Origin of the sequence: Bacillus vallismortis, from assembly GCF_004116955.1 — a bacterium.
Lineage (GTDB): Bacteria > Bacillota > Bacilli > Bacillales > Bacillaceae > Bacillus > Bacillus vallismortis.
This window is the reverse complement of record NZ_CP026362.1, coordinates 234,253-254,030: the sequence shown is the minus strand read 5'-3', so window position 1 is coordinate 254,030 and position 19,778 is coordinate 234,253. Positions and strand designations below refer to the sequence as shown.

24 protein-coding genes are annotated in these 19,778 nt (G+C 42.7%); 6 read left to right on the top strand and 18 right to left on the bottom strand.

The genetic code is table 11. From position 1 onward, the window contains the following. Positions 1-92 precede the first annotated feature (92 nt). The gene (locus BV11031_RS01335) at positions 93-695 is read left to right on the top strand and encodes a biotin transporter BioY (RefSeq protein WP_010329940.1); all 603 of its coding nucleotides are present in this window, start codon (positions 93-95) and stop codon (positions 693-695) included. Positions 696-764: 69 nt separating this feature from the next. Here BV11031_RS01335 and BV11031_RS01330 read toward each other — a convergent pair whose 3' ends face one another. Continuing rightward, positions 765-2,093, bottom strand: coding sequence for a Na+/H+ antiporter family protein (locus tag BV11031_RS01330; RefSeq protein ID WP_010329941.1), 1,329 nt, complete (start codon positions 2,091-2,093; stop codon positions 765-767). Between the two features lie 143 nt (positions 2,094-2,236). Beyond that, on the bottom strand, positions 2,237-3,739 hold the full coding sequence (locus tag BV11031_RS01325) for a leucyl aminopeptidase (RefSeq protein ID WP_010329942.1): 1,503 nt from the start codon (positions 3,737-3,739) through the stop codon (positions 2,237-2,239). Positions 3,740-3,896: 157 nt separating this feature from the next. Between BV11031_RS01325 and BV11031_RS01320 the strand changes: the two genes are divergently transcribed. Further along, positions 3,897-4,373, top strand: coding sequence for a divergent PAP2 family protein (locus BV11031_RS01320; RefSeq protein WP_010329943.1), 477 nt, complete (start codon positions 3,897-3,899; stop codon positions 4,371-4,373). Between the two features lie 28 nt (positions 4,374-4,401). Here BV11031_RS01320 and spsC read toward each other — a convergent pair whose 3' ends face one another. The 4 genes from spsC to BV11031_RS01300 form a co-directional block, all read right to left on the bottom strand. Further along, on the bottom strand, positions 4,402-5,058 hold the full coding sequence (gene spsC / locus BV11031_RS01315; protein ID WP_082246354.1) for a stationary phase survival protein SpsC: 657 nt from the start codon (positions 5,056-5,058) through the stop codon (positions 4,402-4,404). A 103-nt stretch (positions 5,059-5,161) separates the two neighbouring features. Continuing rightward, the gene (locus BV11031_RS01310; RefSeq protein ID WP_010329945.1) at positions 5,162-5,482 is read right to left on the bottom strand and encodes a YuiB family protein; all 321 of its coding nucleotides are present in this window, start codon (positions 5,480-5,482) and stop codon (positions 5,162-5,164) included. 51 nt (positions 5,483-5,533) lie between these two features. Beyond that, on the bottom strand, positions 5,534-5,677 hold the full coding sequence (locus BV11031_RS01305; RefSeq protein ID WP_003243733.1) for a YuiA family protein: 144 nt from the start codon (positions 5,675-5,677) through the stop codon (positions 5,534-5,536). Positions 5,678-5,849: 172 nt separating this feature from the next. Further along, positions 5,850-7,070, bottom strand: a complete 1,221-nt coding sequence (locus BV11031_RS01300; protein ID WP_041952577.1) for an NAD(P)/FAD-dependent oxidoreductase — start codon at positions 7,068-7,070, stop codon at positions 5,850-5,852. 333 nt (positions 7,071-7,403) lie between these two features. On the opposite strand from BV11031_RS01300, the gene yumC reads away from it, so the two are divergent. Continuing rightward, positions 7,404-8,402, top strand: a complete 999-nt coding sequence (gene yumC / locus BV11031_RS01295) for a ferredoxin--NADP reductase 2 (RefSeq protein ID WP_010329948.1) — start codon at positions 7,404-7,406, stop codon at positions 8,400-8,402. Positions 8,403-8,441: 39 nt separating this feature from the next. Here the strand turns inward: yumC and BV11031_RS01290 are convergent, their stop codons facing one another. Next, on the bottom strand, positions 8,442-8,582 hold the full coding sequence (locus BV11031_RS01290; RefSeq protein ID WP_010329949.1) for a hypothetical protein: 141 nt from the start codon (positions 8,580-8,582) through the stop codon (positions 8,442-8,444). A gap of 277 nt (positions 8,583-8,859) precedes the next feature. On the opposite strand from BV11031_RS01290, the gene guaC reads away from it, so the two are divergent. Continuing rightward, positions 8,860-9,840, top strand: coding sequence for a GMP reductase (gene guaC, locus BV11031_RS01285; protein WP_010329950.1), 981 nt, complete (start codon positions 8,860-8,862; stop codon positions 9,838-9,840). Between the two features lie 72 nt (positions 9,841-9,912). Here the strand turns inward: guaC and BV11031_RS22835 are convergent, their stop codons facing one another. The 10 genes from BV11031_RS22835 to BV11031_RS01235 all read right to left on the bottom strand — a co-directional run bounded on the left by BV11031_RS22835 (position 9,913) and on the right by BV11031_RS01235 (position 17,636). After that, positions 9,913-10,134, bottom strand: a complete 222-nt coding sequence (locus BV11031_RS22835) for a DUF5970 family protein (RefSeq protein ID WP_003222937.1) — start codon at positions 10,132-10,134, stop codon at positions 9,913-9,915. A 16-nt stretch (positions 10,135-10,150) separates the two neighbouring features. Beyond that, the gene (locus BV11031_RS01275; RefSeq protein WP_010329952.1) at positions 10,151-10,678 is read right to left on the bottom strand and encodes a stage II sporulation protein M; all 528 of its coding nucleotides are present in this window, start codon (positions 10,676-10,678) and stop codon (positions 10,151-10,153) included. Then, positions 10,675-11,379 carry an ABC transporter ATP-binding protein gene (locus tag BV11031_RS01270; RefSeq protein ID WP_010329953.1) on the bottom strand — a complete coding sequence of 235 codons (705 nt, stop codon included), beginning with the start codon at positions 11,377-11,379 and terminating at the stop codon, positions 10,675-10,677. Before BV11031_RS01270 ends, BV11031_RS01275 begins: the two co-directional genes overlap by 4 nt. Further along, entirely contained in the window at positions 11,372-13,027 is a 1,656-nt protein-coding gene (locus BV11031_RS01265) for a hypothetical protein (RefSeq protein ID WP_010329954.1), read from the bottom strand. The genes BV11031_RS01270 and BV11031_RS01265 overlap by 8 nt, the downstream gene beginning before the upstream one ends. 82 nt (positions 13,028-13,109) lie before the next feature. Continuing rightward, positions 13,110-13,445 carry an uberolysin/carnocyclin family circular bacteriocin gene (locus tag BV11031_RS01260; protein ID WP_003222927.1) on the bottom strand — a complete coding sequence of 112 codons (336 nt, stop codon included), beginning with the start codon at positions 13,443-13,445 and terminating at the stop codon, positions 13,110-13,112. 65 nt (positions 13,446-13,510) lie between these two features. Beyond that, positions 13,511-14,083 carry a hypothetical protein gene (locus BV11031_RS01255; protein ID WP_010329955.1) on the bottom strand — a complete coding sequence of 191 codons (573 nt, stop codon included), beginning with the start codon at positions 14,081-14,083 and terminating at the stop codon, positions 13,511-13,513. Positions 14,084-14,634: 551 nt separating this feature from the next. Further along, entirely contained in the window at positions 14,635-14,997 is a 363-nt protein-coding gene (locus BV11031_RS01250) for a HesB/IscA family protein (protein ID WP_010329956.1), read from the bottom strand. 78 nt (positions 14,998-15,075) lie between these two features. Next, entirely contained in the window at positions 15,076-15,930 is an 855-nt protein-coding gene (dapF, locus tag BV11031_RS01245; RefSeq protein ID WP_010329957.1) for a diaminopimelate epimerase, read from the bottom strand. 120 nt (positions 15,931-16,050) lie between these two features. Then, positions 16,051-17,265, bottom strand: coding sequence for a NupC/NupG family nucleoside CNT transporter (locus tag BV11031_RS01240; RefSeq protein WP_121643212.1), 1,215 nt, complete (start codon positions 17,263-17,265; stop codon positions 16,051-16,053). Between the two features lie 134 nt (positions 17,266-17,399). After that, positions 17,400-17,636 carry a YuzB family protein gene (locus BV11031_RS01235; protein ID WP_003222913.1) on the bottom strand — a complete coding sequence of 79 codons (237 nt, stop codon included), beginning with the start codon at positions 17,634-17,636 and terminating at the stop codon, positions 17,400-17,402. A gap of 262 nt (positions 17,637-17,898) precedes the next feature. On the opposite strand from BV11031_RS01235, the gene BV11031_RS01230 reads away from it, so the two are divergent. Continuing rightward, complete coding sequence (locus BV11031_RS01230; RefSeq protein WP_010329958.1) at positions 17,899-18,966, top strand: NAD(P)/FAD-dependent oxidoreductase; 1,068 nt, start codon at positions 17,899-17,901, stop codon at positions 18,964-18,966. A gap of 25 nt (positions 18,967-18,991) precedes the next feature. Here the strand turns inward: BV11031_RS01230 and BV11031_RS01225 are convergent, their stop codons facing one another. Then, positions 18,992-19,318 (bottom strand): YuzD family protein, encoded by a 327-nt coding sequence (locus tag BV11031_RS01225; protein WP_010329959.1) that lies wholly within the window; start codon positions 19,316-19,318, stop codon positions 18,992-18,994. A gap of 97 nt (positions 19,319-19,415) precedes the next feature. Between BV11031_RS01225 and BV11031_RS01220 the strand changes: the two genes are divergently transcribed. Beyond that, complete coding sequence (locus tag BV11031_RS01220; RefSeq protein WP_180298684.1) at positions 19,416-19,751, top strand: NifU family protein; 336 nt, start codon at positions 19,416-19,418, stop codon at positions 19,749-19,751. Positions 19,752-19,778 lie beyond the last annotated feature (27 nt).

The following is a 19,778-nucleotide window of genomic DNA, read 5'->3' as shown; positions in this document are numbered from 1 at the left end:
CCTCTTTGTTAACCTTATTTCAAATTATGTTGACAATCTTTCTGTTGTTTATTACGCTATGATTGTGAATGTAAACCTAAGGGGGAACAACAATGAAACAACATAGACTTCGTGCGGGAGATATGGCGCTGATTGGGATGTTCGCCGCACTTATGGCCGTCGGCGCCAATCTTACTTCAGTGGCGCCCTTTTTACAAGTAGCCGGCATTCCGCTGTCGATGCAGCCGTTCTTCTGTCTCTTGGCAGCCTTGCTTCTCGGCAGCAAACGAGCAGGTATTGCCATGATTGTATATGCGCTTGTCGGATTGGCCGGAGCTCCCGTGTTTGCTCAATTTTCAGCGGGCTTCGCACCATTTGTAGGAAAAAGCGGCGGGTTTATTCTCTCATACATCCCGGCAGCATTTGCAGCTGGATGGTTTTTAGAGCGCAAAGCGCAGCCGGGCAACACCCGATTTCTAATGGCTTCTCTTATTGGGACGGCCATCATGTATATCATCGGGACTACCTACATGTATCTTGCACTGAACCTATGGATTCATACGCCAGTGAGCTACGTCACGGCTTGGGGCTTTATGACTTGGTTTATGGTAAAAGACACGGCGCTGGCTGTGGTGCTGGCGTTTATCGCACCTGCGATCTACCGCTCTATTCAAAAAGCAACCGGATTTAACAGAAATCACATATCGTCCACGTGAAAAATCATTCTACCGTACGGTTTTTTATCATAACGAGAAAAGGCTCCTCAGTAAAGGGGAGCCTTTTTCCTATAAAACAATCGCCGCAATCCAGCCGAAAATGATAAGCGGGATATTATAAAATAAAAAGGTCGGCACACAAGTATCCCAAATGTGGTGATGCTGGCCGTCCGCACTCAAACCTGAAGTCGGTCCAAGTGTACTGTCGCTGGCAGGTGAACCGGCATCGCCAAGCGCAGCTGCCGTTCCGATAATCGCAACCGTGGCCATCGGGCTGAATCCGAGCTGCATGCATAGAGGCACAAAGATCGTTGTGATAACCGGAATCGTCGCAAAAGAAGAACCGATTCCCATTGTAATGAACAAGCCGACAATAAGCATCAGCAGTGCGCCCACTAATTGACTGTGCCCCATAATGCCGGCCGCTGTTTTAACCAATGACTCGACATCTCCGGTTTTCGTCAATACATTTGAAAACCCGGCTGCAACGAGCATGACAAAACCGATAAAGGCCATAAGAACCATTCCATCAGTAATCAGCGAATCCGCTTCATCACGCTTCATTACGCCGCTGACAAACAGAATGATCAGACCCGCCAGCGCACCCATAATCATCCCTTCTACTCCCAGCGACTGTGATAAATAGAGCTGGACGCCGAGTGACACTGCGATGGCAAGAACCGCGATCGCCAGGCTTTTTTTCGTATATGGAGAAGCGGCCGCACCAGATATTTCTTTTGTTTCGTATGTTTTCGGTTTACGGAATACGATGATTGATAGGATCAGACCTACAACCATACCCGCAACCGGGATCATTAAAGCGTAAGGAATATCACCGAGGGATACGTTTAATCCGGCAGCTGCCGCATTATCCTTGAGCATGCCCTGGAAGATTTGGCCGAAACCGACCGGCACTAAAATATAAGGCGCCGTTAAACCGAATGTAATCACACACGCAATCAGACGGCGGTCTATTTCAAGTTCATTAAAGATTTTCAAAAGCGGCGGAATCAGCACCGGGATAAATGCGATGTGAACCGGAACCACGTTTTGCGAAAAACAAGATATGATTAAAATAATCAGCACAATCAGCACTTTGGACAGCGCTTTTTTGCGGGTGTCTTCTTTGTTTCCGATCAATTTAACGGAGGCTTCCACCATTGCGTCCGGAAGACCCGTTTTCGTTAAAGCCGCAGCAAACGCGCCAAGCATGGCGTAGCTCACTGCAACGGTGGCATTTCCGCCGAGCCCGTCTGTAAAAGCTTTAACCGTTTCTCCAAGTCCGAGCCCGCCTGTTAATCCTCCGGCCAGAGCCCCTATGATTAATGCGATAACAATATTGACACGCAGCAGGCTTAAGACAAGCATAAGCAGTACTGCGATGACGACTGCGTTCATAATAACCCTCCAAAAATCCTTTAGTTTGCTAATGTAGTAGATAAATAAAGTATGAACGTATCGTATCATAACCGATACACTTTAGTCAACTAAAGATTTTGGAAGAAAAAATCCCCGCCGCACTTCTCAGCAGGGATTTAATATTATTCGCTTTTCTCCTCTTCCGATGTAAATCGCTCCGCCAGTGTGGCAAGTGTTCTGGCCATAACGCCGGTCGCGCCAGATGGCCCGAAGCAGCTTGCTTTATTTGATGTCGCCGTACCCGCAATATCAAGATGCACCCAAGGCGTTGCTTCGGCAAATTCACCAAGAAACGTCCCTGCCATAATCGCATGTCCTTCGCGTCCCGGCGAATTGCTGAGATCGGCCATTTGGCTGCTCTTCACTCGCTTTTTATCCTTCTCTGTTATCGGCAGCTGCCAGATCGCCTCGCCGCATTCTTCCGCAGCATCAGCTACCTGCCGATAAAAGCTTTGATCATTTGTCATAGCGCCGGTCGTTTCTCTCCCTAATGCCACAACAACGCCGCCGGTCAGCGTAGCTACATCAACAAGAACTGACGCCCCATGCTGTTTCGCGTATGTAATGCCATCTGCAAGCACAAGCCTTCCTTCAGCATCCGTATTGAGGATTTCAATTGTTTTTCCGCTTAATGATACGATCACATCATCAGGCTTCATCGCGCTGCCTGAGACCATATTATCGGTTGAAGGAATGACAGCCAACACGTTTTGCTCGGGACGAAGCTCTCCGATCGTTTCCATTGCGCCAAGAACCGCAGCTGCTCCTCCCATATCAGATTTCATGCCGACAATTCCAGATTTCGTTTTAATGGAGTAGCCGCCTGTGTCAAAGGTAATTCCTTTTCCGACAAGTCCGACGACATTCTCCCATTCCGTTTTGCCCTGATACTTCAAAACAATCATCTTCGGCGGTTCGGCCGAGCCTTGGTTTACCGCAAGTATTCCGCCCATGCCGAGCTCTTCCATCTCTGATTTCTCCAATATCTCACACTCAAAATCATATTTCGCCGCAAGCTCTTCCGCATATGAAGCAAGGTCAGTCGCTGTCAGCATGTTTCCGGGCATATTCACTAGGGTTCTAGCCGAATTTGCCCCTTGGCCGTATGCCTGGCCGACGCGAAGCCCCGCCTGCACTTCCTGTGTATCTTCATCTGTGACGGCGTACACGGCTTCCATTTGTTTGTCCGGCTCATTTGATTTGTGCTTATAATCCTGCACCTCATAGGAAGCAAGCAGGCAGCTCTCAGCTAAAGCATGAGCGGCATCCGCGGCAGGCACGTCTTCCGAAATAAAAGTGTCAAGCAGGACAGAAGCTTCTTGTTTTCGGTCTTTATGAATCGCTTGAAAAACATGGGCAAAACATTCCTTCGCCTGTTCAAATGAATAATTGGCTTCTCTTCCCAAACCAACGAAATAAATCCGTTTCATACCCGCAGAAGATGGAGGGTATACTTTTGATACTTGATTTGGTTTAGAAGAGACATCACCATCTTTCAAAAGCTGTGTCAGATGGCCCTCCAGCATTTCATCAATTTCCAGCGCTTTTCCTGACAGCTGGCTTTTTTGAAAAAGCCCAACCACAAGGGTATCCGTATGCTCTAATGGCTGAATCGCATAAAACATATGCTTACACTCCTAACGTAATGGGTATTTGTTATGAACAATGGTATAATAGGAAAAACATTCTTTCCATTACACTTATTTTATCAAACAACAGTCTAAGACTTGTTTTTTTCTTTTGAAATACGAAGGATTTTTTCAAATAGAAAGGATGTCGCCAATGGAACTTTTAACAAACTTCCCTTTATTATCAAGTCTGGCCGCGATTATTTTTGCTCAGGTCATCAAAGTGCCCATACAGTTTATCGCATCCAGAAAACTAGACTGGTCGCTGGTCACAAGCACAGGCGGCATGCCGAGCTCACACTCGGCAGCGGTCACTGCGCTTTCTACAGGCGTAGCCTTGGAGCATGGATTAGACTCCTCCCTCTTTGCGGTTTCTGCCATTTTCGCCGTCATTACCATGTTTGACGCAACTGGCGTCAGACGCCACGCCGGTGAACAGGCAACAGTCATCAATAAGCTTGTCATTGATTTTAACCGCTTCGTAAATGAAGCAAAGGACTTCCCGAAGGCTGAAGAAAAAGAAAAGCAAAAAAAGCTGAAGGAACTTCTCGGACACCAGCCGATCGAGGTCTTTTTCGGAGGTTTAACAGGTATCTTACTTACATTGATACTCGCTTACTTGTTCATATGAAAAACGCTCCAGCGGCAGCTGGAGCGTTTTATTCTTTCACAGTTTTATATTGATTCCTGAACACTTGCAAAGATTTTGTTTCATTAAGCTTCTCGAGCTCATCCTCGGTGACCTTTCCCGTTCCCTTTTTAATCACATATACATCAAGGGTTTTTTTGCCCCATTCATTGTACACATCTTTGACGGTTTCAAAGTACAGATCAAGGCGGTTTCCCTTAATAGCAGATCCTGTGTCTGCCACAACTCCAAGACCGTAATTCGGAATGAATAAAATCGTGCCGATCGGGAAAACGGACGGATCAGCGGCAACCGTGGAGTATAAATCCCGTTTCACTTTTACACCTGAATATGTAAGCCCATATAATGGATCGCCGGGTTTTTTTCCCGTCGATTCAGCTCCTGCTGTGTAGCCTGTTGCTGTTACTTTTTGAACCGGATACTCGTCCCAATCAAAAGCTTCTTCTAACGGTTTTGTTTGATCCTTGGCCGCGGATATCGTTTGTGTTTTTTTCTGCTGCAATGCTTTTAATGTCAGTCCAGCATGCTTCAAGTGCTTTTTTTGATGTTCCTGCACCCATTTTGACAAGTCCTTCGCTTCGATTCCTGACACTGATAAATATGTCGTGCCAAATGCAAGCAGAAATAAACAGGTCATCAGCAAACGTCTGATCATATTCAACATCATTCACCTCTCCTCCGAATCATTATTCCCAATTGGAGAGAGCAGTATTCAACATGATGAATGAGCAGAAAGCACAAAAAAAGCTTTCTTTAGAAGAAAGCGGCATTTAAAACATTTGATATCCTCTTTTTCTGAGCATATTGATCGCGATACCAGATACGACAGCGCCAGCCAAACCGCTTGCTAAAATCAGCACATCGGCAGCCGCTAATGATACGATACGATGAAATAGGCCGGCAAAAGATTCTCCCGGAGACTGTATATAGCTGATCAGCCTATCCTTGCTGATAATAAAAAGGCATACAATTGGATAGATTACAGCCATAATCCAAGACATTCTCAGCAGCATATTTAATAAGAAACCGATTCCAAAAAACAAAACAAAAAACAGAACAATTGAGATGATGACGACTGGCAGACTAATCAACTATTCCACCCCCTGCGTTGTTTTTAGTGTAACGCGGGGGGTGAAAAAAAGTCAACGGCTGGAAAAAGAATGACTGTCTTTTCCTGTCCCCTGGCAAGATGGACAAGTCTCTGAACCGCCGAGGATCAATTGAAAATACCCTTTTCCTGAGCAAAATGGGCATGCATGTGAAGCGGTTGTCGTCGCAGTTTTCATCTGATCATCACCCTTTTTCTTAATTTTCTGATAATATATCATATCAAGCTGTCAATCATAAAGTCAGATCATGTGACAAATCTTTTGATGTAAGCGGAAACATACTTGTTTTTCTCTCGTTATCTTTTTGTTTTGGCTTTTTTTAATAAAGAAAACCCGCGGAAGCGGGTTTTTAGAAAAACTTAAACTTGCCTTTTTTCAGCGTCAGTCCGAGGCCGCCAATCATAAACAGTGAGCGGTTATCGATGACTTTTTTCATAAACGAAGCCGGCGTGCCTTTCAGCTTTCTGCCATACACGACTCCAACCGCGTTATGCTCGCCGAGGGAAGCGACGGTTCCTTTAATGTCCGGCTTGAATTGTTCAAGCTCTCCGCCTTTAATAAGCCTCCCAAGGTTTTTAGCAACCGTTATCCCCTGCTGCATCGCAATTTGCGCAGTCGGCGGATACGGGCGCTCTGTATCTTCATTCATAAACAGCGAGCTGTCGCCGAGAATAAAGACGTTGTCATGACCGGGTGCGCGAAGATCAGGATTGACTTTGACACGGCCGCGCATATTTTCAAAACCCGCTTCTTCCACAATCGGATGGCCGCGGACGCCTGCCGCCCATACCACGGTTTGCGATTTGATTTGCTCTGGTTCTTCATCTTTTTTGCCGACTCTGACTCCTTCCGGTGTACATTCTTGCACAGCCGTGCCGATCTTAAACTCAACTCCGTTTTCCTCAAGATAATGAACGGCATAATCGACAAGCTCAGGATCAAAGCCGGGCAATACGGTCGGCGCGGCTTCCACACATACGATTCGCACGAGGCTTCTGTCAATGTCATACTCCTTGCAGAGCTCCGGTATGCGTGCTGCCAGCTCGCCAAGAAATTCAATCCCCGTAAATCCGGCTCCGCCTACAACGATCGTTAACCTGTCCGGCCGTTTTTCCGCTTCCGTATGGTAAGTCGCAAACTGCAGCTCGATATGTTCCCGCAGCAGGCGCGAGGTGTTGATGTTGGCAATCGGAAACGCATATTCCTTCAACCCTTTAATGCCGAACGTTTCAGGTACTGCGCCGAGTCCAATGACTACATAATCGTACTGCAGCTCTCCATTTGCAAGCACCACTTTTTTCTCTTCAATTTTGATTGCCTTTACAGTATCCTGTACAAAATTGACCCGCGACTGGTTGATTACATCTTTTATCTGATAACGGCAGCGGTCATGGTGGAGCGTACCTGCGCTCGCTTCATGCATCCATGTCGTTTCGTAATGATAATTGTGTTTATTCACAAGCGTAATATCAGCATCATTCGGTCCCACAAACTTTGTCAGCCTAGTTACCGTCATCAATCCGCCATATCCTGCACCTAAAATCACGATTTTGGGCTTATTCAATGCCATCACATCCACCTTCTCTTTTTTTGCTTTTGTTAGACGCATAATAAAATCATCATTTGTGTTAGCTTCAGCTTATTGGCGGGATTTTATGAAATATATTGAAAAAGTTTTTTGTGGAAGTCCTTCCCCATAGCACTATTATCATATTTATCCGTCTGGCCCAAGAAACATTCAGAAAAAGATCAATTTATTTGGTTATCATCGTATCTGCCTGCGGAAATTTTTTCAAGGACGGATGCGCATAACATACACTTGCGATTTTTTCTGCTGACTCGTCAATTTTAACGGCAATATGGTATAATTAATAACAATTTTCATTTAGGAGGCCATTTTCGTATGCGAGAGGATACAAAGGTTTATGATATTACCATTATAGGCGGGGGACCGGTCGGCTTATTCACCGCTTTTTACGGAGGCATGAGACAGGCAAGCGTCAAAATTATCGAAAGCCTGCCTCAGCTCGGCGGACAGCTTAGCGCCCTATACCCTGAGAAATATATTTATGATGTAGCGGGATTCCCGAAAATCCGCGCCCAAGAGCTTATCAACAACCTAAAAGAGCAAATGGCGAAATTCGACCAAACCATCTGCCTGGAGCAAGCGGTTGAATCTGTTGAAAAACAAGCGGACGGTGTGTTTAAGCTTGTGACAAATGAAGAAATCCACTACTCCAAAACAGTGATTATCACTGCAGGAAACGGCGCATTCAAACCGAGAAAGCTGGAACTTGAAAATGCCGAGCAGTATGAAGGCAAAAACCTTCACTACTTCGTTGACGATTTGCAAAAATTCGCCGGCAGACGCGTTGCGATCCTTGGAGGCGGAGATTCAGCGGTTGACTGGGCGCTTATGCTTGAGCCAATCGCAAAAGAAGTATCCATCATTCACCGCCGCGATAAGTTCCGCGCGCACGAGCACAGTGTGGAAAACCTTCATGCGTCGAAGGTTAATGTCCTGACGCCATTCGTCCCTGCGGAGCTGATTGGTGAAGACAAAATTGAACAGCTAGTGCTTGAAGAAGTGAAAGGCGATCGCAAAGAGATTTTAGAAATCGATGACTTAATCGTCAACTACGGTTTCGTGTCATCTCTTGGACCGATCAAAAACTGGGGTCTGGACATCGAAAAAAATTCCATTGTCGTCAAATCAACGATGGAAACAAACATCGAAGGCTTCTTTGCAGCAGGTGACATTTGTACATACGAAGGAAAAGTCAACCTGATCGCAAGCGGCTTCGGCGAGGCACCGACAGCAGTGAACAACGCCAAGGCTTACATGGATCCGAAAGCCCGTGTACAGCCTCTTCACTCAACAAGTCTTTTTGAAAATAAATAAGAAAAAAAGGAGTTTGTGTCAGCGACACAGCTCCTTTTTTTATTTGAAGATATTGATATAATTCAATGCAGTTCCAAGAACCAGCGCAATCACAAGGGCTGCGACGATCCAGATCATTGCCATGATAATGCGATCTTGGATCTTTTGCGACTTCGGTGTTTTTTCTTCGTTTTGCGTCATCTCATTCGCTCCTTTCGCACGCTCATGTCATAAAGAAAGCTTGGTGCTGAACGACCAAGCTTTGCTGAACGTATATAATTCGCGTTTTTCATCCGCTCTCTAGGACCATTCGTTAAAACTATCATACCCAAACTCACTGTGCATGACAAGCTTAGGCACTTGCACACCCCTGCAAGCAAATAAAACGTTTGACATCCTAAATAAAACAGAGTACATTATACAAGGCGAACGATTTATATATTATTCTTTTAAATATTCGTTTTTAGGAGTGAAAATGATGGAAAACGTATTTGATTACGAAGATATTCAGTTAATTCCTGCAAAATGTATTGTAAACAGCCGTTCAGAATGTGATACATCCGTACGTTTAGGTGGACGTACGTTTACATTGCCTGTCGTTCCTGCCAATATGCAGACGATTATAGATGAAAAGCTGGCCATTCAATTAGCCGAAAATGGCTACTTTTATGTGATGCACCGCTTTGAACCTGAAACACGAATAGATTTTATGAAAGATATGAACGCACGCGGATTATTCTCTTCTATCAGCGTGGGTGTCAAAGAAGAGGAGTACGAATTTGTCCGCCAGCTGGCAGAAGAAAACCTGACTCCCGATTACGTGACAATCGACATTGCTCACGGTCATTCAAATGCCGTTATTGAAATGATCCAGCACCTCAAAAAACATTTGCCTGACACCTTTGTCATTGCCGGCAATGTCGGAACGCCGGAAGCAGTCAGAGAGCTTGAAAATGCTGGAGCGGATGCCACTAAAGTCGGCATCGGACCGGGAAAAGTATGCATTACGAAAATCAAAACAGGCTTCGGCACAGGCGGCTGGCAATTAGCTGCACTGCGCTGGTGTGCCAAAGCTGCCAGCAAACCAATTATCGCGGATGGCGGCATCCGCACACATGGAGATATCGCAAAATCAATCCGCTTCGGCGCCACAATGGTCATGATCGGTTCACTATTTGCCGGCCACGAAGAATCACCAGGCCAAACGATCGAAAAAGACGGAAAGCTCTACAAAGAATACTTCGGCTCAGCCTCTGAATTCCAAAAAGGCGAAAAGAAAAATGTAGAAGGCAAGAAAATGCACGTGGCACATAAAGGCTCAATCAAGGATACGCTGATTGAAATGGAGCAGGATCTACAGTCTGCTATTTCTTATGCAGGCGGGAACAAACTCGATGCTATTCGAAATGTCGATTACGTTATCGTGAAAAACTCTATTTTTAATGGTGACAAGTTTTAAACAAAAAGACCAAAGTGGACTTTCAAATAAAGATAAAAAAATGACATTCATAAACTGAATGTCATTTTTTTGCTAAACTTTCAAATAGAGAGCAACACTCGATAAAAGATTAATCAGAAAAACAAATAAAAAAAAGTAACGAATGAGTTTATTATGTATTGGAGCAAATATAAATAGATATAATCCAGCTACTCCAAATGTAAGAACAGGAAATAACCACTCAAAGGATAAAGAAATGATATAACCGATAATCATAACAATCGGCACACCTATCAATGATAACTTGCTTCTCATATGATTTCTGCCCCTTTTACTTAAATATTGGTGTGATATAAGCTTCTACAATTGCAGCGGCGATTAGTAAACACATAATAACCAGTATCAAAATTCCGATATGCGTAAAGGTAGAGGTCATTACCTTTTTTTCCTTAGAAAAGCATAGCCTAATGACCAATTCAATCCCCTTAAAACCAATGGCGCCACTTAATAATAACGCAGGAACTTCAAATATACCATGAGGAATTAGCAGTAAAATAATCTGATATAAAGGGACCCCATTATGCAGATTTTCTATAATTGAGCCGCTTAAAATAAATCCATTGGTGAATAAATAAAAGATCGAGGTTAAGCCAAAAGTAAAAAAACCTGCCGCTAAAAACAGACAAGCCATTGCATTATTCTTTAACAATTCAACTGCGCCTGACGAACCATTATAGGGCGCTGTTGAAAAAAACTGATCAGAAAATATGGCAGCGATAACACCGCCTAAAAAAAACAGCAATGATGCGGTTAACGGAATGAACGACATCTTGATTGACGATGAGATTCGATTCATCATGTATAAATACTCTCAGCCAATTCTTCAATTTCTTCTAATGAATATTTTGATGATTGATACTCAGCCGCAAAAGTCCCTTCATGAATAATACCAATCGTATCACACAAAGAATGGGCCAGTTCCAGCAAGTGAGTCGATAACAAAACCGTATTTCCTTTTTTGACGTACTCCCTTAACAACATGCGTATCGTCTTGCCGCTGATTAAATCAATGCCTGTCAGGGGTTCGTCAAGAATTAAGATTTTAGGCTGATGAATGAGTGCGGCTGCTATTGATAATTTTTGTTTCATTCCATGTGAATATGTTTTAATAAGCTGATTTCCATCTTGAGCAAGCTTCAGCTTCTCTAACATTTTGTCAATATAATCATTTGCCTGCTGAGACGGAACTTGAAACATTTCGGCAGTAAAACGCAAGTATTCGACTCCCGTTAAATAATCATATAAAAAGGCATGATCAGGTACAAAACCAATATCAGCTGACAGTTGTCCTCCCTGCTCTGAATCCAATTCCTTACCATCAATCATGACGCGCCCTGAAGTCGGATTAAGTAAGCCAGAAATAATTTTTAAAGTCGTTGTTTTCCCGACCCCATTTGTCCCCAGCAAAGCATAGATTGACCCTTTTTTCACTTCAAAAGAAATATCTCTTAACACCGGTTTTTCACTATAGTTTTTTTGTATATTTTCTAATCTAATCATTGTTCGCAAACCTTTCCGCCATATTGATTCTTCGAAGAAAAAGAAACATGACTCCATAGTTTAATAGAGTAAACAGGATAAAAATACTTGAAGAAGAATGAATGATTAGTGTTTCAAGTTCTGGTTTTTTATAAATAAAATACGACGTGATTGCTGCGATTTGCAGTGACACAATGAAAATCAAAGCACTGTATAAGTTGTTATAGGTCTTTGCCTTCCCCGCTTCTCCAATTTCGTATAAATGTTCCCAGTTTTTCTTGGGATACAGGGCAGTGCTTGAAATTTGGACAAGGCTGTATAAAAAACCTGAACATAAAAATACAATAAACAAGTATATCGCAAGCGCAGCAGAAGACGGAAAAAACACTGTTATCAAAATGGAAATGATAAATGAATATATAAAAGCTGCAAGATTATAAATACATACTTTTGGAAGTACCAATTGCCAAGCATTTTTGATATTCCAATGAAACAGGTGCTGATTTTTTATTTCTCCATCAATTGACAATACAGTTTTTAGTGCATCTCCAACAAGCTGATAAGAAAAGTTAGCAATAATGACCGAAGCTGTTACAATTGCCGCTGTCGAATAGCCAGTAAAATGATGAGAGAGGAGCGGAATACAAAAACCTAGAAATAACATGAACAGATAAAGCATGCTACCAAAGTTTCGAATAAAAAACCCGTCAATTCTCGATAGAAATAATAGATCCTTTTGGAAAACAGCATGAAATATTTTATTTTTACTATGCAATTTCAGCTTTGGCGCATAATCAGCTTTTGTTAAATGCATATAAGGGATAAGATCCATTTTCTTCAGGGTAGCGGACCACAACTTAAACAGCCCCACCGCCAAAAGGACTGCACCAGCAAACACCCCAGCGAAGACCAAAACAGAGTGGGAACGCATTGCTAAAAATACATACGGCGTGTTCATTAATATGTTTCTAAAAGCAGGTGATTCCATAAACCCTGAAATATCCTTTATTGTATAGTCCCCAAATACGAGAAGATAAACAGCATATCCAACTGCAAGTGGAACCAACAAACTGAGGCTAAATAAAATCCCCTTCATGATCTTAAAGTAAAACAACTTACTCCAAATATTTGTAAGAACATAACCAATATACGAAAACAGCATTGATAAAAATAAACTAAAGAAAAAATAAACTAGGCCTAAGAGAAATACGATAGCTGTTTTAGATTTAGACAACCCAGCAGTGCTTAAAAACAAAAAAACAGGAAAAACAAAAAGATACCATATGATAATGGTTTTTTTGAGTGCCTGACTGACAAAAACAGAAAACAGTTGTAAAAAACGAACCTTTTTTAATTGATGAATGACTTTACGTGTATCCAGAAGAAATGCATGATGATTTTCTTTAAAGAAACCGGCTGCCCAAAATAATTGCTCCAGTGAAACTGCTATTAAAACAAATTGACCCCAGGCGCTGACAGGCAGATTAATCAGTTTCGTTCCAAATACAACACCGCATCCTAACAAAATGAAATAAAAACATAATAAAGAAATAATAATAGTAGACAGTAGCTTATTGCTTAGTTGAGGAATTCCCCAATCTTCCTTTCTTTTACGAAACGATGACAGAGTATTATACTTGATAAGAGCTGCAATTTGTTTTCCTATCATACTTTCAATCCTTACATATGTATTTGGGAGAGAGGCTCTTTTTGCAGCTTGTACAAAAAGAGCAATTATTTATTGATTGATTTTACCAAGCGGCTGCATATTTTTTGCCGTATTTCTTAATCATTGATTTTGCTGTTGCAACAATTGCATAAGAAATAGCACCTGCACCTGTAACAATACCGATTAGAGAAATGATAGACGCAACTGTTGATGCTGCATCAATGATATCAATTGCTTTTTTAGCCGCTGCTGTAGAGATTCCAAGAGTCGATGCTAATTCAGCGTTGGCTGAGAATGCATGAGCCGCCGCCACATTTAATTCTGTACCAGTTAATAAAAGTGCATAAACCAATGTTGCTGCAGCAAGAGCAGCACCAAATAAAACGAAAGATTTTTTATTAGATTTTACTAAGTTCATCATAACATCTCCTATTCTTCTTTTTAATATATAATAAAATTTAGCTAAAATGACTCTCTCCCGAGCTAAATTTTATCCACCATAAAGTAATTAAAGAAAATATTAAAGAGCTTTATTAAAACAAAACAACCCGTCAAAATGATTCTCTTGCTCTTGTCGAGATCAGTAAGTTTCCCTGCAGCAACATATAGAGCCGCAATGGATATAAGCAGAAATGGGTCCAGCAGCTGCAAACTTAATTCAGAACCGCTGGCTGAATATATAAGTGAGGAATCGGCAGTCAAATAGTTAACAACAGAAAGAATTAACATTTTGAACGCCGAAATTAAAGAAGTTAATGTATAAAGAAGCAAATATATTTTTTTTGGTTTCTTTGAACCAAGAATAAAAGCAACAATAAATAATATAAATCCGCCAATTAAAATCTCTATGAAAGTTGTGAAGATCATAAATCCTTGCAGAAACATGACAATTGTACGCACACTTTTCTCCCCGATATCGTAGGTATTTTCACCGACAGAAGAGTAATATATGTGCATAACCTTATCTGAAATACTAAATTGGAAGAGTAATGAACAGATCAAAATTATGAAAAAAGAACTTAAAAATATTTTTTTATTACTCAATTGACCTATCATATTATCATCCTTTTCTTACAAAATAGATTAAACATTCTATACTTTTACAATTTAGTATAATCCTATGAAAAAATCAACTAAGTTTTATAAGATGTGACTTTAGAACTATTTACCAAAAAGAATTTTTCTGTTTTTTTAGTCCTGATTGCTCTTTCTTTTTTATCCGGTATATAAATACGCCTATATATTCTTTATTCAGTCTTTTATCTATAGAGTTCAATAGGTGATTGCCAATCTATTTGTTACTTTTCATAATAAAATTGATGGATATTTAAAATTCAATGCCCAAGATGCTGCCTCTAAAGACCGATTCTCAAAAACACGAGCTTCTCCGTTGTTGATTTCATTCAAATAAAAAAGCCTTTCTTAACGATGGTTTGAGTTTCATCGTTAAGAAAGGCTTTAAAAATTATGTTTTTATTCGAATGATAAAGGGTTAAGCACAGATTTTCTAATAAAATCCGCCCCTTCCAAGACTGTTTCCGGCATCAAACGGTGCCTAACTCAGAAACATTTACGGGGAACAAACCCCGATAAATCAAGCTCAGCGCCTAGCATTCTTCAGGCGTACCTGTATTCGTCGCTGTTCTAAACGAAGAACCGCAGCCGCATGAAGCAATGGCGTTTGGATTGTCAATGGTGAAGCCGCCGCCGAGCATGGATTGTTTATAATCAATCACGGTGCCGTTCATGATGTCTAGGCTTTCTTTGTCAACAAGAACAGTGATGCCGTGCTCATCAAACATACTGTCCGATTCGGCCTTATCATGCTCAAAGCCCATGCCGTAAGATAGTCCGCTGCAGCCGCCGCCTTTGACGCCGACACGCAGAAACGCGTTTTCTTCCTCATGCTCTTTCATCATATCTTTTATATGCAAAGCTGCTGCTTCTGTAATCGTTACCGGGTTGCTCATCTTTGTGAACCTCCTTTTTAAAACCGGATGTTGTCTTTTATTATAAACATGATTGGCCTAATTCTCAAACAACGTGTTTTACAAGAAATAGACGCCCTCACAAACGGTTTCAGCCGGCCCTGTCATCATCACGTGGCCGTCGTCTTTCCAGTTAATCACCAAATCTCCGCCTGCTAAATGCACCGTGATGTCCTGATTTCGTTTTGATACACCGTTTAATACAGATGCGACGGCCGCTGCGCACGCTCCTGTCCCGCATGCCTGGGTAATGCCTGACCCCCGTTCCCAGACGCGGAAATGCAGTTCTTGTTCATTCACGGTTTCGACGAACTCCACATTGACGCCTTCCGGAAATCTCGGATCTTTCTCAATCACCGGACCCAGTGTCGTCAGGGGTGCCTGTTCAATGTCAGCGATTGGAAAAACGATATGGGGATTTCCCATTGAAACAGCAGTGCCTGTTAGTTCTACTTCACCAAATGTCATGGTTTCATTAATCGTGTGCTCTTCCCCGCCTTCAAGCATCGGAAGCTCGGCTTTTGTCAGGCGCGGTTCGCCCATATCGACAGTGACCACATTCACTTTTCCGTTTTCAACTTGAACCTCCGCTTTCACAAGCCCGGAGAGGGTTTCAATCAGAAAAGATGTTTCCTCCACCAGCTTATGCTCATACGCGTATTTTGCGACGCAGCGCAGGCCGTTGCCGCAGTTTTTCCCTTCAGACCCGTCATTATTAAAAATCCGCATCTTAACAGGCGCTTGATCCGAAGGGCATATTAGGATCATTCCATCGGAACCGATCCCTGTATAAACAGAAGAAACCTGAACGGCAATCTCAGACAGTTTTTCTTCCGGAAGCTGTTCTTCAAATTGATTCACATAGATATAGCTGTTTCCAAGTCCGTGCATTTTGGTAAATCGAAATGAGTTCATAGGTGCCTCCAACTTTTTTCTTTCCCTTAGTATAAAAGCTATTATAAACGGACACAATACAATTATCCCCCGTTTTTCATACATAAAAGCTCCTTGCATATCGCAAGGAGCTTTTATCGTTTAAATAAACATGCCGGCAATCGCTGCGCTGAGGAGATTGGCTAGTGTTCCAGCAAGAACAGCCTTCAAGCCGAGGCGCGCGATATCCGAACGGCGGCTCGGCGCTAAACCGCCAAGCGTACCGAGCATAATGGCAATAGATGAGAAATTGGCGAATCCGCATAACGCGAAGCTGATAATGGTAGCGGTTTTCTTAGAAAACTCGCCGATGTGCGGACCGAAATTAGAATAAGCGACAAACTCATTCAGCACCAATTTCTGCCCGATATAGCTTCCCGCCTGCAACGCTTCATGCCAAGGCACGCCAATTAAAAAGGCGATTGGAGAAAACACATAGCCGAGAATGGATTCTAATGTGACGCCTTGTAAGCCGAACAAGCCGAACACCCCGCCGAGAACACCGTTTACTACGGCGATTAATGCTACGAATGCAAGCAGCATTGCTCCGACGTTTAAGGCGATTTGCAATCCGGTTGACGCTCCCTTTGCAGCTGCGTCGATGACATTGGCTGCGCCTTCACCTTCATCCATTTTGAAATCGTTTTTTACGGTTTGCGTCTTTTCTGTTTCAGGAATAATCAATTTACCAAAGACAAGACCCGCAGGAGCAGCCATAAAGCTGGCCGCCAGCAAGTATTCAATCGGAATGCCGAGAAGCGCGTATCCAAACAAGGTTGAACCCGCAACAGCCGAGAGACCGCTTGTCATAATCGTGAATAACTCAGAGCGCGTCAGCCCGGCAATCAGGGGCCTGATCACTAATGGGGATTCTGATTGTCCCACAAAAATATTAGCAGCAGCTGCAAGAGATTCCGTTTGGCTTGTCCCTAGAAGCTTCGACAATCCGCCGCCAATAACACGGAAAATGAGCTGCATGATTTTCAAATGATATAAAACGGCAATCAATGCGGAGAAAAAAATGATAACGGGCAGTACACTTAAGGCGAATGCCGGACTATCGCCGACTTTTAGAAGCGGACCAAAAATAAAACTGATCCCTTCATTCGCATAATCAATCAGAAGCTGTACACGGCTTGAAAACCATAAAAAAACAGCGCGTCCCGCTTCCCATTTTAACACGATGTATCCAAACGCCACCTGTGTGCATAAACCAACGATGACGGTTCTTATTTTAATATTGCTTTTCTTTTCCGAAAATAAAAACGCGATAGCCATGATCGCAACTGCGCCCAGCAGTCCCCACAGAACACTCATGAATACACCTACACCTCTTAACATTATTTAAAACAAATCTTTTATACGATAACAATAATCGTTTTTGATGTCTACACATTTTTTAGTTCTTTTGTACGACAAAATAAAAAAGGGCCTGTCCTAGGCCCTTTTCTTCAAAACATTGGGTTTTCTTCAATAAAGGTATATATATTCTCCACGAGCTCAGCAGGCGTTTCACCCATGACAACTTCCCCATTTACAAGAGCGAAAAGCGACTCCATGCATGTCCCGCAGTAGCTTAAACAGCCGTATTCAAGGACATCCAGATTTGGATCTTTCTCTAGAATCGCCCGGGCTTCCTGAGAGCCGTGAGCCAGATTGCTAACACAAAATTCAATCATTGGATTCATGTGGTTTCACCTCACATATGTCCATTATCGCGAATTTTTCACGATTCGTCAAAGACAATGGATTCTTCAAAATTTATTATCGTAACATATCATTAATCAAATAACGTTTTACTAATTTGTGATTTCAGGCTAATTTGTAGGTTATTTTCAAACTATTATTGTGATTTTACATCAAATTCGATATAATTCTAGATGTTATTTTACATAGTTCGTATTTTCTTCAATGTGTCTATCATACTCTTCGGATTAAAGGGGAATTCAAATGAAAAAATTGGTCTTGATCGGCGGAGGTTACGGGAACATGCGTGTTCTTCATCGCTTATTGCCAAACCAGCTGCCTGATGATGTTTCTATCACGTTAATTGACAGAAATCCTTATCACTGCCTGAAAACAGAATATTATGCCCTTGCCGCAGGCACAATTTCTGACCATCATATCAGAGTGTCATTCCCAGAGCACCCTCGCCTGGATGTCCAATATGGTGATATCTCATCAATTGATATTGCACAAAAACAAGTGCTGTTCCAAGATCGTGAACCGATTTCTTATGATGACGCCGTGATCGGGCTCGGCTGTGAAGATAAATATCACAACGTGCCGGGAGCGCCTGAATTCACCTACAGCATTCAAACGATCGACCAGTCCCGCGAAACGTATCAAAAGCTGAATAACCTGAGCGCTAATGCCACTGTCGCCATTGTCGGCGCGGGCTTAAGCGGTGTTGAGCTTGCAAGTGAATTGAGAGAAAGCCGTGATGACCTGAACATTATTCTGTTTGACCGCGGCAATCTTATTTTATCAAGCTTTCCCGAGCGTTTGAGCAAATATGTGCAAAAATGGTTCGAAGAGCACGGTGTCCGCATTATTAACAGGGCAAATATCACCAAAGTAGAAGAAGGTGTTGTGTATAACCACGAGGATCCGATTTCTGCGGACGCCATCGTATGGACCGCCGGCATACAGCCGAACAAAGTCGTCAGGGATTTAGATGTGGAGAAAGACGCACAAGGGCGTATCGTATTAACGCCGCATCACAATCTTCCCGATGATGAGCACCTGTATGTTGTCGGCGATTGCGCCAGCCTCCCGCATGCACCGAGCGCCCAGCTGGCCGAGGCTCAAGCAGAGCAGATTGTCCAAATCTTGCAAAAACGCTGGAATGGAGAAGCCCTTCCAGAATCAATGCCGCAGTTCAAGCTGAAAGGCGTTCTTGGCTCACTCGGAAAAAAAGCCGGCTTCGGCCTTGTTGCTGACCGCCCGCTGATCGGCCGTGTTCCGCGCATGCTGAAATCCGGATTGCTGTGGATGTACAAACACCATAACGGTTAATGATAGAGAAGAACCGCTGATCTTGTCAGCGGTTTTCTGTATACCCATACTTCGCCATTTCCTCATAAACGTCTTTTAATGTCGGATTGCCTTCACCGACAATTTTGTCTTCTACGAGCACAAGCGGATAAAAATACTCATCATTTTTGATTTTTTCTGCAAGCTCTTTCGCATGTTCATTGTCAGGCGGCTCATAAATATCAATGTATTGCATCACAAAAGGCTGTTTTGGATATTTTCTTTTCAGCGCAGCCTCAAGCCACTCGTATGTATCTTTGGCTGTCGGCATATTGACACAGCTAGCGCAAATGGTTTCTGCGCCGTACACGCTAAGCATGACTGGTTTTGTCACTGGCAACGCCCCCTTCTGCCTGTAAGTTCTTTCTTTTCAGTATACAGAGCGAAGAGATGTTTTGATAGAAAAAAACCGTTTTTGTGTTCAAGTCTGAATGTGCTATAATAGGGAAAGCAACTTTTCAAACCAAACAATAGATTTTTATTGTTACACTGAATATAATGGTTTTATGATGACGAAAGGAGCGAATGTCATGACTGAAGTTGAAATGAAAGAACAGGTGCAGGAAGTACTGGACAAACTTCGTCCGTTTTTACTTCGTGACGGCGGTGACTGTGAGCTTGTAGACATAGATGAAGGCATCGTTAAGCTTCGCCTTCTAGGCGCATGCGGCAGCTGCCCAAGTTCAACAATTACGCTGAAAGCCGGAATTGAACGCGCTCTTCTTGAAGAAGTGCCGGGTGTCGTTGAAGTAGAACAAGTCTTTTAATAAAGCAGCCAGGCTGATATTTGATCA